The organism is Comamonas jiangduensis (genome assembly GCF_030162955.1).
GTDB lineage: Bacteria > Pseudomonadota > Gammaproteobacteria > Burkholderiales > Burkholderiaceae_C > Comamonas > Comamonas jiangduensis.
In genome coordinates this window covers 21,186-37,201 of the sequence record NZ_JARXOV010000002.1, presented here as the reverse complement: position 1 = coordinate 37,201, position 16,016 = coordinate 21,186, and the positions used below count along the sequence as shown (strand labels likewise).

The 16,016-nt window shown below is 58.7% G+C and carries 8 protein-coding genes, 4 tRNA genes and 1 riboswitch; of the genes, 8 read left to right on the top strand and 4 right to left on the bottom strand.

What is annotated here, in order from left to right:
- Positions 1 to 6: 6 nt before the first annotated feature.
- The gene (locus QEP12_RS01625; protein ID WP_174862749.1) at positions 7 to 1,521 is read left to right on the top strand and encodes an NAD(P)H-hydrate dehydratase; all 1,515 of its coding nucleotides are present in this window, start codon (positions 7 to 9) and stop codon (positions 1,519 to 1,521) included.
- Positions 1,522 to 1,637: 116 nt separating this feature from the next.
- Here QEP12_RS01625 and rnr read toward each other — a convergent pair whose 3' ends face one another.
- Positions 1,638 to 4,001, bottom strand: a complete 2,364-nt coding sequence (gene rnr / locus QEP12_RS01620) for a ribonuclease R (RefSeq protein WP_284213168.1) — start codon at positions 3,999 to 4,001, stop codon at positions 1,638 to 1,640.
- Positions 4,002 to 4,035: 34 nt separating this feature from the next.
- Between rnr and QEP12_RS01615 the strand changes: the two genes are divergently transcribed.
- The 4 genes from QEP12_RS01615 to QEP12_RS01600 all read left to right on the top strand — a co-directional run bounded on the left by QEP12_RS01615 (position 4,036) and on the right by QEP12_RS01600 (position 4,688).
- A tRNA-Leu gene (locus QEP12_RS01615) sits at positions 4,036 to 4,120 on the top strand.
- Positions 4,121 to 4,260: 140 nt separating this feature from the next.
- Positions 4,261 to 4,345: transfer RNA gene (locus tag QEP12_RS01610), tRNA-Leu, on the top strand.
- 89 nt (positions 4,346 to 4,434) lie between these two features.
- Positions 4,435 to 4,519 (top strand) — tRNA-Leu (locus QEP12_RS01605).
- 84 nt (positions 4,520 to 4,603) lie between these two features.
- Positions 4,604 to 4,688, top strand: a tRNA-Leu gene (locus QEP12_RS01600).
- A gap of 172 nt (positions 4,689 to 4,860) precedes the next feature.
- On the opposite strand, the gene QEP12_RS01595 is transcribed toward QEP12_RS01600, so the two are convergent.
- Both QEP12_RS01595 and QEP12_RS01590 read right to left on the bottom strand, forming a co-directional pair.
- On the bottom strand, positions 4,861 to 7,389 hold the full coding sequence (locus tag QEP12_RS01595; RefSeq protein ID WP_284213167.1) for a DUF349 domain-containing protein: 2,529 nt from the start codon (positions 7,387 to 7,389) through the stop codon (positions 4,861 to 4,863).
- A gap of 152 nt (positions 7,390 to 7,541) precedes the next feature.
- Positions 7,542 to 11,270 carry a DUF748 domain-containing protein gene (locus QEP12_RS01590; RefSeq protein ID WP_284213166.1) on the bottom strand — a complete coding sequence of 1,243 codons (3,729 nt, stop codon included), beginning with the start codon at positions 11,268 to 11,270 and terminating at the stop codon, positions 7,542 to 7,544.
- A 534-nt stretch (positions 11,271 to 11,804) separates the two neighbouring features.
- On the opposite strand from QEP12_RS01590, the gene QEP12_RS01585 reads away from it, so the two are divergent.
- The 3 genes from QEP12_RS01585 (at position 11,805) to nrdR (ending at position 14,665) form a co-directional block, all read left to right on the top strand.
- Positions 11,805 to 12,656, top strand: a complete 852-nt coding sequence (locus tag QEP12_RS01585) for a lytic transglycosylase domain-containing protein (protein ID WP_174862753.1) — start codon at positions 11,805 to 11,807, stop codon at positions 12,654 to 12,656.
- A gap of 104 nt (positions 12,657 to 12,760) precedes the next feature.
- Positions 12,761 to 12,920: riboswitch (ZMP/ZTP riboswitch) on the top strand.
- A 38-nt stretch (positions 12,921 to 12,958) separates the two neighbouring features.
- Positions 12,959 to 14,203 (top strand): serine hydroxymethyltransferase, encoded by a 1,245-nt coding sequence (gene glyA, locus QEP12_RS01580; RefSeq protein ID WP_284213165.1) that lies wholly within the window; start codon positions 12,959 to 12,961, stop codon positions 14,201 to 14,203.
- A 12-nt stretch (positions 14,204 to 14,215) separates the two neighbouring features.
- The gene (gene nrdR, locus QEP12_RS01575; RefSeq protein WP_219162304.1) at positions 14,216 to 14,665 is read left to right on the top strand and encodes a transcriptional regulator NrdR; all 450 of its coding nucleotides are present in this window, start codon (positions 14,216 to 14,218) and stop codon (positions 14,663 to 14,665) included.
- Between the two features lie 158 nt (positions 14,666 to 14,823).
- On the opposite strand, the gene aroC is transcribed toward nrdR, so the two are convergent.
- On the bottom strand, positions 14,824 to 15,921 hold the full coding sequence (gene aroC / locus QEP12_RS01570; protein WP_284213164.1) for a chorismate synthase: 1,098 nt from the start codon (positions 15,919 to 15,921) through the stop codon (positions 14,824 to 14,826).
- Between the last annotated feature and the right edge of the window lie 95 nt (positions 15,922 to 16,016).

Below are 16,016 nucleotides of genomic sequence, written 5' to 3'. Positions count from 1 at the left end.
CGAGCCATGCTGCAGCGCATTCACCCCCACCAAGCCTTAGCTCTACCGCTGTGGAATGCGCAAAGCAGCAGACTTATTGAGCAAGCGGCACTCGCCACACCGCAACACCCCAGCTTGATGCAACGCGCAGGCCATGCTGCGGCGCGACTGGCCTGCGCAATTGCTCCCCATGCACGCCAAGCCTGGGTACTGTGCGGCCCCGGCAACAATGGCGGCGATGGCCTGGAAGCTGCCCATGCGCTGGCACAACGCGGACTGACTGTTTGGGTGCACTGGTTAGGCAACGCCGAGCACTGCAGCCCTGACACCCTGCGCGCCTGGCAACAAGCGCGCCAAAGCCCCCTGCATTGGCTGGAGGTGCACGACACACCCACGCTGAGCGCCGACGACGTGGTGATTGACGCCCTCCTCGGGCTTGGCCAGCGCGCGCAATCCACAGCGACAACCAACCCCGTGCAACAACTGCTGCACAGCAGCTACTGCAGTCCCGCGCATTCGCTGGCCATTGACATCCCCACAGGCCTTGATACGGACCACGGCATTTGGCACCCCCACTGCCGCCCGCCAGACACCTGGGGCCCCAGCAGCCGCCATACCCTCAGCCTTCTGACACTCAAACCTGGCCTCTTCACAGGCGACGGCCGTGATGCCTGTGGCGATATTTGGTGGGAAACACTCGACTGCGACAACGCGCTACAGTTGCACCCCGCCAGCGCATGGCTGAATGCTGCCCCAGCACCCACGCAACGCCCGCACAACAGCCACAAAGGCAGTTTTGGCGATGTTTTGGTGATTGGCGGCGCACCCGGCATGACGGGCGCGGCCATCTTGGCTGCCAGCACCGCCCTGCACCACGGCGCAGGGCGCACGCTGCTACACCTGCTGGATACTGCCCCCCCGAGTATTTGCAGCACCTTGCCTGATGTGATGCAAGCCAGCACTTCCAGCACCCACGCCCACCTTGCACATGCCACCGTAGTTTGCGGCTGTGGCGGCGGCACGGCCATAGCCCCCTGGCTTGCCGAGGCACTGACACTCACCCCACAACTGGTGCTGGATGCTGACGCGCTGAACACTTTGGCACACCAACCAGCACTGCGCGCCTCCCTGCAAACGCGCCGCGCACGCGGGCAGCGCACCATCCTCACCCCCCACCCCCTAGAAGCCGCGCGCCTACTGGGCTGCACCACCGCCGAAGTACAAGCCCAGCGCTTGGTTGCCGCACAAACGCTGGCAGATCAGCTGCAATCCACCATCGTCCTCAAAGGCTCTGGCAGCATCATCGCCAGCCCCGAGCACACCCCGCACATCAACCCCACGGGCAACGCTCGCCTTGCGATTGGCGGCACCGGCGATGTACTGGCAGGCCTGGTGGCAGCACGCTGGCGCCCAGGCACAGACAGCCACAGCACCGCCTGCCAAGCTGCTTGGGAGCATGGCGCACTGGCTGACCAATGGCCTAGCCAGCAGGCACTGACCGCCTCGGCCCTAGCCCAAGCGCAGCTAACGCCATTTCAATAAAAAAAGAGAGCTACCAGCGCTTGATATTCGGTCACTTCAGATAGAAAACCATCTGAAATGCACTCAACATCAGCGCTAGCAGCTCTCTTTATGTGAGGCTAGGCACCTTGAACGCCTTAGCGGCGCTTTTTTGCAGTCTTGCCTGCCGCCTTGGCGCCCTGGCCGCTGGCACCCGTTTTTTGGCCGCGCACTGCGCCAAATGCTGCGGCAGCAGGATCTACCCACGCTGCAGCGCCTACAGCCTTCACCGACTTGTCAGCATCGCGCCTTCTGCTTGACCTGTCTTCTTGCGCACGTGCGCGCGGCGCAGGCTCTGCATAAACGGAGGAAGAGGGCGCCTGCGCCTCACGACGCTCACGGCGGGAATCCGTGCCGCGCTGGCGCCCAGAGCGACCGGCAGCCGCACGCGGTTGTGCAGCATCCGCCTCATCTTGCACGATGCGAAAGTCAATCTTGCGTCCATCCAGATCAACGCGCCCCACCTGCACCTGCAAACGCGTGCCAATCGTGTAGCGCACGCCAGAGCGCTCCCCACGCAACTCCTGGCGCTGCTCATCAAACTTGAAGTAGTCGCCACCCAGCTCCGTGATGTGCACCAAGCCTTCCACATACATCGCATCCAGCGTGACAAAAATGCCGAAGCTGGTGACCGCAGTGACCGTGCCCGCAAACTCCTCACCCAGGAAGTCGCGCATGTATTTGCACTTGAGCCAAGCCTCTACGTCACGGCTGGCTTCGTCTGCCCGTCGTTCATTGGCACTGCAGTGCAGGCCCGCTGCTTCCCAGGCCTGCAGCTCTGCCTGCTGCAATTTGCTGCGTGGGCTCACTGGCGGCTCTGCCACCCGGCCCACCAAGCGCTTGGCCAGCTTCTCTTGCGCCTCACCGGGCGTTGGCAGCTGGGGCAGCTTGTACTTCGCATCCATCAAAATAGATTTGATGACGCGGTGCACCAGCAAGTCGGGGTAACGGCGAATCGGACTGGTGAAGTGCGTGTACGCATCAAATGCCAAACCAAAATGCCCGCCGTTGTCTGGCATGTACATGGCCTGCATCATGGTGCGCAGCAACATGGTGTGAATTTGTGGCGCGTCTGGCCGATCCTTGGTGGCATCGGCGATCGCCTGAAACTCCGCCGGATTGGGAGAGTCGCTCACCGACATATTGACCCCCGTGGCCTTGAGATAGCCACGCAGCAAATCAATTTTCTCTGCCGAAGGCTTGTCGTGCACACGGAAGAGTGCAGTGCGGCCGTTTTGCTCAATAAAGTCTGCAGCGCACACATTGGCCGCCAGCATGCACTCTTCAATCAGCCGGTGCGCATCATTGCGCGTGCGCGGCACAATTTTTTCAATGCGCCCGTTTTCATCGCACACGATTTGCGTCTCTACGGTGTCAAAGTCCACCGCCCCACGCTGCTGACGCGATTGCAGCAGCGCTCGGAAGACGCCGTGCAAATTCAACAAATCAGGCACACGCTCCTTGCGCTGGCTGGCTTCAGGCCCGCGCGTGTTCGACAAAATAGCCGCGACTTCCGTATAAGTGAAGCGCGCATGGCTGTGCATGACACCGGGGTAAAACTGGTAGGCATGCACCTCCCCCTTGGCCGTCACCAGCATGTCGCACACCATGCACAAACGATCTACATCGGGGTTCAAGGAGCACAAACCGTTGGAGAGTTTCTCCGGCAGCATCGGAATCACGCGGCGCGGGAAATACACGCTGGTAGCGCGCTCGTAGGCATCGATATCGATAGCGTTGCCGTTTTGCACATAGTGGCTCACGTCCGCAATCGCCACCAACAATCGCCACCCTTTGCCACGTCCCACCTTGGCAGGTTCGCAGTACACCGCATCGTCAAAGTCGCGCGCATCTTCGCCATCGATGGTGCACAACGGCACATCGCGCAAATCCACCCGTCCTTTGCGATCCTTGGCCACGACTTTGTCAGGCAAGGCCTTGGCTGCTGCCAAACAGGCTTCAGAGAAAATATGCGGCACGCCGTATTTGCGCACGGCAATTTCAATTTCCATGCCAGGGTCATCCATCTCCCCCAGCACTTCCACAATGCGCCCCACGGGCTGACCAAACAGGGCCGGCGCCTCTGTCAGTTCCACCACCACCACTTGGCCTGTTTTGGCATCGCCTGTCGCGCCCTGCGGCACCAGCACATCTTGACCATAGCGCTTGTCTTCAGGCGCCACCAGCCACACACCGCTTTCTTGCAGCAAACGGCCAATCAAGGTTTTGGTGGGGCGATCGACAATCTCAACAATATGCCCTTCGGGGCGGCCGCGCCGGTCTTGCCGCACGATGTTGACGCGCACATGATCCTTGTGGAGCACCGCACGCATTTCGTTGGCTGGAATGAAAATATCGGCATCGCCATCATCACGAATGACAAAACCGTGCCCGTCTCGATGCCCCTGCACAATCCCTTCAATCTCTTTTGGCGAAGTGCGTGGGTTGGTGCGAGGGTCCATTTTTTTGCTATACAATCTAAATCTTTCCTGAAAAGCCCAGGTGGCGGAATTGGTAGACGCACTAGTTTCAGGTACTAGCGGGTAACTCCGTGGAGGTTCGAGTCCTCTCCTGGGCACCAAGTTTAACGACAACTGCTTGCAGTGTTGGAAAACAAAAAGTTCATAAATTACCAAATGAACGTTTTGTTTAGAAGTAAACTTCTCTTTTCAGCGAAATATGAAATTTATTGAAAGACCTTGGTGTCTTCAGTAAATATCAGCCCAGGTGGCGGAATTGGTAGACGCACTAGTTTCAGGTACTAGCGGGTAACTCCGTGGAGGTTCGAGTCCTCTCCTGGGCACCAAAATTTGCGATGCATGCTTTGTTCAGCACGCATCAACAAAAGCAAATTGTTGAGTGCTACCTCACTTATCTAAAAACAATTTGTCTTTTGCCCAGGTGGCGGAATTGGTAGACGCACTAGTTTCAGGTACTAGCGGGTAACTCCGTGGAGGTTCGAGTCCTCTCCTGGGCACCAAAATTTAGATAGGCATATTTGTTTGTATGCCGACAAAGATAGCTTGTCGAGTGCTACCTCACTCATCAAAACACAACTAGCTTTGCCCAGGTGGCGGAATTGGTAGACGCACTAGTTTCAGGTACTAGCGGGTAATTCCGTGGAGGTTCGAGTCCTCTCCTGGGCACCAAACACAGCAAGCCATTGTATGTACATACAACGGCTTTTTTGTTGGCTGGGCCTTTTCACCCAAGCATCTTCAACATCCCTCCTGCATTCGACATAAAAAAAGCCAGCACCCGAAAGCGCTGGCTTTTAGTTCTTCCGCCCTGCAGGCCACACAAGCAGCCGTGCAGTGCGATTTACTTACGCAGCAAAGTCTTGAGCACGTTTTGCAATCGACGCGCTTGCACATCGCTGTGGGCCGATGCCAGAACCGCAGCCGCATCCTGTCCCCATGTCTCGCTGGGAGCTGCGGCATTACGGCGTGTCAACAATTGCAGCTGCAACATACGGCGCGCCGCCATGTGCTCGGCAGGCGTTGCACTGTCCGATGCGATTTCCAGGCGCAGCAATGCTTCTGCCGCGTCCGCTGCGGCGACGGGCGCTGCCACGGCTTGCGCCCAAGCATTGCGCACCTGAGCGGTCACTTTCCCACCCAACTCCTGAGCAGAAGGCAGCACCTGCGCATCGCGCTTGCTCCATGCTTCCACCAGCTTGCTCAACGCCTCTCCATGCGCTTGGGCTGCCAGTTTACGCAGGGCAAACTGCGCACTCTCCAGCGCATCGCGTTGCGCGCGAAACGCCACATCCCCCAAGCGAGGTGCACGCTCTGCACGCACAGGGCGCGCATCTTTGCGCTCACGCGCGGGACGTGTATCACGCGCAGCAGGCGCAGCCACCTCTTTCTTTGCACCCGGGCGATCATCACCACGCACCGCGACCACAGGCTTGTCCAGCTTAGGCGCCTCCGCAGCCGCCGCTTCTTGAACAGGAGCTGCAGACGCACTAGCAGCCTGCTCTAGCGGCTGATTTCGCACTGCATCTTCCAAGGCCGCCATGGCTGTGCGAATCTGCTGCACATCGCCCGATGCATTCGCTGCCTGCAAGGCTTTGGAAGCCTCCAGCACCACACGGTCATGCTCGGACAAATTTTCCAACGAAGGGGCCGCGCGGCCACGCTCAACCCCCTTGCGATTGAATGCCTCATCCAAAGGCTTGCGGAAAGCATCCCACAGCTTTTGTTCATGCTTGCGATCCAAAGGCACGGCCTGCGCCTCCGCCTGCCAGCGTTGCTGCAATGCCTTGACTGCATCAATGCGCAGCACCGGCGCATCAGCCAACGCCTGCGCTTCCGCAATCATGGCGTGACGGCGATCCAAGCTGGCTTTTTGCGCGGCATGCAAAGGCGCTTCTGCCAAAGTGATGGCCTGCTTCCACGCCGTTTGCAGTTCCGCAAACACTTTTTCACCCACATGCCCGCTATCGCGCCAGCGCTCGGAGAACTGACGCAAAGCACGCGAAACGCCCTTCAAGTCCTGCGTGTCAGCATGCGCTGCCGCCCAAGCCCTAACCTCTTCAATCAAAGCCAAACGCGAGGCTTTGTGCTGCGAAGACTCGGCGCGCACACGCTCTAGCCATGCCTCCACTTGCTTGTATGCAAGATTGCACGCTTCATCAAACTTTTTCCACAACGTATGGTTGGGCGCAGCACCTTGGTCTGCCAGCTTCCATTGCTCACGCAGTTGGCGCAGCGAATCTTGCAGTTTGCGCCCGCCCAAAGCCTGTCCTTCAGGTCGGTTGACCAGTGCCTCCGCCTTGGCGAGCAACTCTTCACGCAAACGATCAACACTTTGAGGCTGCCAGCCCTGCGCATCTCCGGCCGCCAGCAACTGCTCATGCACCTGCTGAGCAGTTGCATCATCCAGCCAACGGCCATGCTGCTTGAGCACAGCACGCAATGCTTGAATGGCTTGGCCTTTTTTGCCTTCCGGCGCTGCAGCCAGCACTTTCAGCGCAGGCGTTAACGCTTGAACAGCGGCTTGCTGCTTGTGTGCGCCATCCACTTTCACAACAGCCTTGACTGGTGCGGCAACGGCCAACTCCGAAGGCAAGCCACGTGCGACGCGAATTTCATCGGCCCACACAGGCACTGGGGGCAGCGCTGCTTGCTCATCCGCAGCCGCCGCTTGGGTCAAGGCCAGAGCGGATTGGTAGGCTTCCCACACCACCAACAACTGCGCACGCGAAGCGTCGAGCAGCGGGGGGAAACGGCCATCTACGCTGTTCCAGCTGGCGTCATTGGTCAACGCGACCGCTTGCTCCTGCCAGTGGGCTACATCGCTGCGCAAACCCTCTTGGGCCGCTTGCGCATCGCGCCAAGGCTTGGTGGACAGCACCTCAATGCGCTGAGCCAGCAATACAGCGGCTTCACGCTGCACTTGGACGCGGTGCTGCAAGTCTTCAATGGTTTTGACACGCTCCACCAATTGCTGCTTCAAGGCAGACAAAGGCTCGCGCGACAAAGGCGCACCTGCTTTGGCCGCATCACGCTGCCATGCCACCGCTTCTGCCACATTCAGTGTCGATGCCGACAGCAGATCATTGGCCTTTTGCGCCCACTCCACGGCAATCACTTCTTGGTCTTTGGCGCGGCGCAGGTCATCCATGCGTTCACGCACCAAGCGCGCTACGCTCTTGTCGCGCACGCTCAGCTCCTTAAACACTTCTTGCAAATGCTCTTCAGAAGGCTGCTTGGCCAACCACTCGCGAATGCAAGCAGCACGATCGCCCGATGTGGCGGCCGAAAATGCACCACCAGTCAGAGCATCCAGCGGATGAGCCTCAGTGTGCTTGGCTGGGGACGGGTTCATTTCAGGTGCGTCGGACATTTTGCTGCGAATAAATTAGGAGTCATGAAATAGGAAAACAGCCCTTCATTCCAAAGGCATGAAGGGCTTGGTGCAATGGCGTGCCACCTCTGAACGAAGTACACGCACGGACTGGGGCGTATTTTCGCCGCTATTTGCAAAGACCTAAAGTATCACTGGACAGAAATGTTCAATAACACTGCAGGAGTTACCGGGTTTTGCGCCTTGCCGCCAGAACTTCCCAGGAAAACACGCTCCGCCTCCACCCCTTGGGCCAGCAAATAGTCACGTACGTTGCGAGCACGTTCTGCGGCCAGATCTTGCCACGCAGAAGCCGGTACCACCATATCTTGCAGAATCAGCGCCCGCATCTGCTCCGCGGGCAACTCCTTGGCCAAGCCCAGCACATTGCGCGGACGCTCTTTGACGGTGTTGCGATAAACCTGCTTGAGGGCAGCCAGCTTTTGCTTTTCCGTACGCACCGGTGCCTCTTCCTCATCCTTATCGCCGACACCGCCGCTCAACAGTTGCTCCAATTGGGCCTGCTTCCATCCCTGCGCTTCTGTTGCGCTATCGGCCTGTCCCACCAAGGTCAGTTTCAGTTGTGGCTTGCTTAGCAGCGCTTTGGCCAGTTTTTGTAAATTTTCTTGGGCTTGCGCATCCAAGCGTGCATAACCTGGCTCAAAGGTGATGTCGCTCTTGTCATCGGCAGAGGCGAAAGCCCCTGTCAACAGGCTGAATGGCGCCGTCACCGCTTTGCGGATGATATTGCCGATGATTTTGAACACCACCGGAGCGATGCGGAACTGCGGGTCATTCAACGAACCGCTAATCGGCAAGTTCAAATCGATGACCCCATTGCTGTCGGCCAAAAGCGCTACAGCCAAGCGCACAGGCAAAGATGCTGGCGCACCTTCCACAGGATCGCTAAAAGTCAATTGATTGAGCACCAACTGGTTGGTTGCCGTGAGCTGCCCATCTGGTTGCACCTGGTAGCGCACATCCATGCTGAGCTTGCCTTTTTCAATGCCATGCCCCACATACTTAATAGAGTAGGGAGTCAGAGGCGGCAAATCCAGGCCCTTGATCTGGGCGCGCACATCCAAAGCCAAGGGCTGGGCCAGCGGATTGATGGCTCCATCGATATCAAGCTGTGCCGTACCTTGCGCCACACCGGCCAGTGTCAGCTTGGCCAACGCAGGCTGCTCACCAGCCACCGCTGACTGGGATGAAAATGCCTCCAAACTGCCATTCAAAGCCGTCAAATCGGCGCTGTAGTTCGGGCGGATGAAATAGTCCGAAAACTTGATCACCCCACCCCGCAGCGCAATTGGCCCCATGTCCACGCGTGCTGAAGGTTCTGTAGCGGCAGGCGCTGCTGCTGAGGCACCCACCGCTACCCCCTGAGCACCTTCTGCTGGCGCAACGGCCGCAGTGGCGCCAGCACCGGCCTCCTCTGCATTCGCCGCGTTTTTCAGCAGGTTTTGCAAATTCAAACGCCCCTCGGGCAGCACCACAACCCGGGCATAAAAATCTTCCAGTTCCGTGCTACGCACTTGAATATGTGGAGCTTGTGCAGGCTGCATGGCGACCTGCACGCCTTGCAAACGCAATTGCTTCCAACGCAGCAGGTCTTCTACCCCCATCGCTGGCGATGCATTCTGGCCCTGTACCGCCTGTGCGGCTTGCTCATCCCCCCAAAGCGTTTGCACATGCACATCACTGATGCGCCCCTGCCCTTGCAGTTGCATCTGCGGCCCCTTGGGGCGCTGGGCATATTGCACCGTGCCATCAAAACTGGCCAGCGCCCGCACCAAGCGCACATTCAAATGCGGGGCCATATACGGCTCAAAAGCCTGTAGCGGCAACGCATTCACATGCACCCGCCCTTTGGTCACCAGCGGGTCGAGCTGCAAATCGCCCTCATAGGACAAAGTACCCGGCTTACCCCAGCCACCTCGGCGCGTACGCTCTGCCAAACGCGCTGACAACTTGGTCTGGGCTGTACCTTTTACGCTGTCCACGTTTTGCATACGCAGCTGCACATCCGACAGCTTGATGGCCAGTGGCATTCCCCCCTGCGATGCGTCCGTCAGCTCTACCTGCCCGGCAGCCAACTCCAGGTTTTGCACCAGCACCTGCCATGGCTTGCCCGCTGGACTTGCCACCGTTTCCTTGCCTTTGGCTGGTGCACCCACCACAGGCTGCAGCCACTGCTCATACATCCAGTGCCCTTGTGCATTGCGCTGCACGCGAGCGGTCGGTGCCTCCAGGGCGATGTGCTCCACATTGACTTGCTGCTGGGTTGTATCTAGCACGAGATTGCGCAGTTGCAAGCCAGTCCAGGCCACCTCAGGCGATGCAGCACGCCCCAGCGCCACCGACTCAATAGCCAGCGAAGGCACCACAGCATGCACACGCCCACCTTGCCAGGCCACACCTGCCGACAGCGATGCCAATCCCTCTATCGGCAATTGGAGCCACTGCCGGGCATAAGCGTGCACTGCTTGCGCATCGAACTTATCGACCACAACCGATGCCTGCCCACTTTCCACACCACCCTGACCACGGCTGTGCACCATGCCACGTGCGGCACGGTCTTCACCTTGCAACTGCGCAGCAAGCTGCCAGCGCGCGCCGCCATCCATAGGCCATGCCAAATTTTGCGCATGCAGTGTGAACTGATCGACGCGCAAGGCAGCGCCGACCTGCCCCACATCATCCCGCCAGTTCGCCCATCCAGATTCAACATTAAATCGGTCGATAGCCAGCTTCCACTCTGCCTTGGCAGCTATGTTTTCTGATTTATCTGCAGCAACCGCAGAAGGCGCAGTGGCCACTGCTTCTTGGACACCATCTTTGACCGCCACAGGCGCAGGAAGGAAGCCCCCATCTGCACGGCGGTGGAGATATCCGAATGGCTGCTGCAAAGTGGCTGACGCCAGCCGCACCTGCTGTTGCAAAGGCCGTGTATCACCCACTTCTATAGAGAGCTTGTTCCAGCCCGCCAACGCCTGCCCAGCCGTATCGTTGAGCTTCAAATCCGACAGCTGCAGCGTGCTGCCTTGCAGTTGCAGCGTCGGCTGCTGGTTCTGCTCAAACGCTATCAGTACCTGCGCATCCACCACCCCTTGCTGCAAGCGCACGGGCAAACTCGCTGGCAGATAGGGGGCATAAGGCGCAAGGTCAAACTGCTGAATCACCAGCTTCGCCTGGGTGGTGTGGGCCGCATCAAAGGGCGTTGCCACCGCTTGCGAGGCAATCTCGCTGCCATTCAAGCGCATGGACAGTTGCGGTTGCACTTTCACTTCGCGCTGCGAAGGCAGCGTACTGATAAACGGCAGCTGCAGCTGCAAAGCTTCAATTTTGTGCTGCACCCCCACCAGTTGGTCGTCCAGCTCCACCCGGCCATCCCGAACCTGAATGTTGTACAGCGCCAAGCGCGCCAGCCCTTGCGCCTGAGGCTGCGGAGGCTCTGGGTTGCGCTGCAGCTTGGCCAGTACATCTGCAAAATCCCACTGACCTTGCGCATCTTGGCGCACGCGCACCACCGGCTGATCCAGCTCCAGGGCATCGAGCACAGGCGCCCAGCGCCACAAGCTGCTCAATGAAGCGTTGATGTAAACGCGCTCTACCGACAACGCTGGCGCTGGCGCTGGCCCCGCTGCACCTGCAACCTCAAGGCCATTGACCGTCAGCGCCAGCGACCATGGCGCCACCTCCACGCTGCGCACCGTCACTGCACGCCCCAGCGCCTCTGTCGCTTGGGCTTGCAACTGCTGCGCAATCACCCCCGGTAATGCCAGCCACAACCCGCCCCACACCACCAGCACCGCAGCTGCGGCCACTGTCAGTTTGCGCCCTAGTGCTGCACCCCGCCCTGCTTGTTTTGTCTGCGCCATCTTGTTATCCATACTCCGTATGAAGGTCATTACCTCTTGGCACCTTAACGCGCCTTAAGGCGCTAGCGCTCACTGCTTGAGAAAAATTGACACTGTTTTCAGTATGGAATGCAGCACCACCCATCTGCTGCATCCGTCCATCCAAGTTTTGAACTATTAACTTAATTAAATAATTTAAAAATTCAACAAACCAACACCCAGTTTGATAGCAAAGAAAGCATTGACAAACACCACAAACCGAGGGTTTACAGGTAGTTACCGCATTCGTCATGGATGTAAACACAGATCATTAAGATATAAAAGTAATAAAAATTTCAACCTTAAGTGTTGACTGGTAATTTAGACGAAATTTAGAATCCGCCCACTTCACAAATCGCAAGATTGTCTAACGTTGTTACTTCAATCCCCACCGGGGATGTTCATGCCCTCTAGGCGCTGAGTAAGCGCATGAAACAGTAGCTATCGGATCTCAGGCTGGTTTGCAGGCATGACCTCGTACGGCCACACCTCCCCAGCCTCAAGAAAGGAAACGCCATGTCTAAGCCAGGAAACTGGGTGACTTCTGTGCGCACCATTGCGGCAGATATCACCGAGGGTTTTCTCGAAATAACCCACAACAGCTTTGCATTGATCGGTTTGATCGTTGCATTTGCTGCCGTTGCTTTGTTCGCGCACCCTGATTTGCGCGCGCAAGGTGAGGTACAACTGCGCACTTGGTTGCAAGACCGCTATGTGGCTGATGTGGGCTTGACCCCTGAGCCCGAAGCGATTGAGCGCGCAACGGCCTCCAACCCCAAAGAGCTTCCCAAAGACCAGTCGGCTGTCGCCTACTGGATCAGCAAGAAGTACAAAGTGGCTGCAGAGCCTATTGCGGCCATCGTTGCGGAAGCCTATGAACAAGGTGCCCAGCAAAAGATCGACCCGACCCTGATCTTGGCCGTGATGGCCATTGAGTCCCGCTTCAACCCCTTTGCACAAAGCACCGTGGGGGCGCAAGGCTTGATGCAGGTGATGACACGCGTGCACACCGACAAGTACGACAACTTCGGGGGCAACCATGCTGCGTTTGACCCCATCAGCAATCTGCGCGTGGGTGCGGCCATCCTCAAGGAATACATTCAGATCACAGGCTCCGTGGAAGGCGCATTGAAATACTACGTGGGCGCGGCCAACTTGCAGACCGACGGTGGCTATGCTGCCAAGGTCCTGGCCGAGCACCGCCGCCTGCGCCAAGTTGCAGGCAGCAGCACGCCGACGACCCAGATCAAACCGACCTTGGTGGCCAAGCGTATGGTGACCCCCATGAAGGATGATGCAGCAACCGAAGCGGTGGCTGCCAGCAATGTGCAAGACAACGAACACATTGCTCTGAACTCCAACCTCTAACGCGGTTGAGCTTTGCGCCACCAAGCGCAAGCACTTGCAATGGCCCAACAGCCATGCGGTGCTTGCGCTTCGTTGTTTCTAGGCATTGCTTGCTCGGCTACACTTGCGGGGTACGCAACTGGCGATAGGTGCCACCGAATGAATACTTTCGGCGCTGCACTGACGTGGAATCGCTGCAAAGGGCTTTTCAGCCCCGCGCCAACCACCGGGGAGCGTACCGCCCAGACAGATCGGGCGTTTCAGCCGTTCGCCTGGGCAGCCCTTGTCTTCAAGGGAATACAAGTTCACAGGACTGCCAAACCATGTTCCAACGCACCAATACTGTCGAGATCGTCGACCCCGAAGTTTTTGCCGCCATCCAGGCTGAAAACCACCGCCAGCAAGAGCACATTGAGCTGATCGCCAGCGAAAACTACTGCTCGCCGGCCGTGATGGAAGCCCAGGGCTCGCAGCTGACCAACAAGTACGCCGAAGGCTACCCCGGCAAGCGCTACTATGGCGGCTGCGAACACGTAGACGTGGTGGAACAGCTGGCCATTGACCGCATCAAGGCCATCTTCGGCGCCGAAGCGGCCAACGTGCAGCCCAACTCCGGCTCGCAAGCCAACCAGGCCGTGCTGATGGCGTTTGCCAAGCCAGGCGACACTATTTTGGGCATGAGCCTGGCCGAAGGCGGTCACCTGACCCACGGCATGGCACTGAACATGTCCGGCAAGTGGTTCAACGCCATCTCCTATGGTCTGAACGCCGATGAATCCATCGACTACGAGCAGATGGAGGCACTGGCCCGTGAGCACAAGCCCCGTATCATCATCGCTGGTGCATCGGCCTACGCCCTGCGCATCGACTTCGAACGCTTTGCCAAGATCGCCAAGGAAGTGGGCGCCATTTTGTGGGTGGACATGGCCCACTACGCCGGCCTGATCGCTGCGGGCGTGTACCCCAACCCTGTGCCTTTCGCCGACGTGGTCACCACCACCACCCACAAGAGCCTGCGCGGCCCCCGTGGCGGCGTGATCTTGATGAAGGCCGAGCACGAAAAGGCGCTGAACAGCGCCATCTTCCCCGGCCTGCAAGGCGGCCCTTTGATGCACGTGATTGCGGGCAAGGCCGTGGCGTTCAAGGAAGCCCAGTCCCCCGAATTCAAGGCTTACCAAGAGCAAGTCGTGAAGAACGCCAAGGTGGTGGCTGATACGCTGACCGAGCGTGGTCTGCGCATCGTGTCGGGCCGCACTGAAAGCCACGTCATGCTGGTGGACCTGCGTGCCAAGGGCATCACCGGCAAGGCTGCGGAAGCTGCTTTGGGTGCTGCGCACATCACCATCAACAAGAATGCCATTCCGAACGACCCCGAGAAGCCATTTGTGACCAGCGGCATTCGCGTGGGCACACCAGCCATGACCACCCGCGGCTTCAAGGAAGAAGAAGCCCGCATCACCGCCAACCTGGTGGCTGACGTGCTGGACAACCCCAACGACGAAGCCACCTTAGCCCGCGTGCGCGAAGAAGTGGCCAAGCTGACGGCCCGCTTCCCTGTCTACAAGTAATTTTTACTGCGCATGAAGTGCCCCTTTTGCAGCCACACGGACACCCAGGTTGTGGAAACCCGCGTGGCCGAAGAAGGGGCTTTTATCCGCCGTCGCAGACAGTGCTTGGCGTGTGCCAAGCGCTTTACCACCTACGAACGCCCGGATGTGAGCTTTCCCACGGTGGTCAAGAAAGACGGACGGCGCATTGACTTCAGCCATGACAAGCTGCAAGCCTCGTTTGCGCTGGCATTGCGCAAGCGGCCCGTGGCCTCGGCCGAAGTGGACAACGCGATTGAACACGTAGAAGAGCAGTTGCTGACCGCTGGCGTGCGGGAAGTGCCCTCCAGCCGCATTGGTGAGCTGGTGATGCACGAGCTACGCAAGCTCGATAAAGTGGCCTACATCCGTTACGCCAGCGTCTACCGCAGCTTTGAAGACATTGATGACTTCAAACACTTGGTGGACGAGGTGCGTACCTGAGCCGCCCCCCACCAGCACCGCCACAGCTAAAAAGACCGCCTAGGCGGTCTTTTTTTCTCGGTAGCTTTTAAAACAGTAGCTGCTTGCGCTTGTTATGCATAGAGTTCAGATGATTTTCTATCCGAGATCCACCATCTACGTGCGCTAGCAGCTCTTTTTTATGCAGCTGAGGCAGGAATGGGTGCCACGTCCTGGCGCACATCGCCGCACTGCGCGCGGTGGCGCAAGGTATGGTCCATCACCACCAGCGCCAGCAAGGCCTCGGCGATCGGCGCGGCACGGATGCCTACGCAAGGGTCATGGCGGCCTTTGGTAATCACCTCGGTGCTGGCACCGTGTACATCAATCGACTCTCGCGGGCTCAGGATGGAGCTGGTGGGCTTGATGGCAATCGACACTTCCAGGTCTTGGCCCGTGCTGATGCCGCCCACAATGCCGCCCGCATTGTTGCTGCGAAAGCCCTCGGGGCTCATCGAGTCCCCATGCACCGTGCCGCGCTGCGCCACGCTGGCAAAGCCTGCACCAATTTCCACCCCCTTGACGGCGTTCAAGCCCATCATGGCGTAGGCAACGTCGGCATCCAGCTTGTCATACAGCGGCTGGCCCAGGCCCACCGGCATGCCCGTGGCTTGTACGCGAATGCGCGCACCGCAGCTGTCACCGGCCTTGCGCAGCGCGTCCATGTAATCTTCCAGCTGTTGCACATCGGCCACCGGGGCAAAGAAGGGGTTGTGCGGCACATGCGCCCAGTCTTCAAAAGCGATGGGCAGCTCCCCCAGCTGCGTCATGCAGGCGCGAAACTGGGTGCCAAATTTTTCTTTGAGCCATTTCTTGGCCACCGCACCCGCAGCCACCGTGGGCGCCGTCAGTCGTGCGGAAGAGCGGCCGCCACCGCGTGGGTCACGCACGCCGTATTTGTGCCAGTACGCATAGTCTGCGTGCCCGGGGCGAAAGCTTTGCGCAATGTTGGCGTAGTCTTTGCTGCGCTGATCGGTATTGCGAATCAGCAGCCCGATGGGGGTGCCAGTCGTCACACCTTCGTACACACCCGACAGAATTTCCACCTGATCCGGCTCTTGGCGCTGCGTGACATGGCGGCTGGTGCCGGGACGACGGCGGTCCAGATCGTGCTGAATATCCGCGGCAGTCAGCGGCAAGCCAGGGGGGCAGCCATCAATAACGCAGCCAATCGCAGGGCCGTGGGATTCACCAAAATTGGTGACGGTGAAAATGGTTCCGAAGGTATTGCCGCTCATAATGCGCAAGATTATGCCCGCGCGATGCTTGAACACCTTGGCGGGCTTCTGACGGCTTGTTACTATTTGCGAAAAATTTTCAAGAAAGCCGCTTG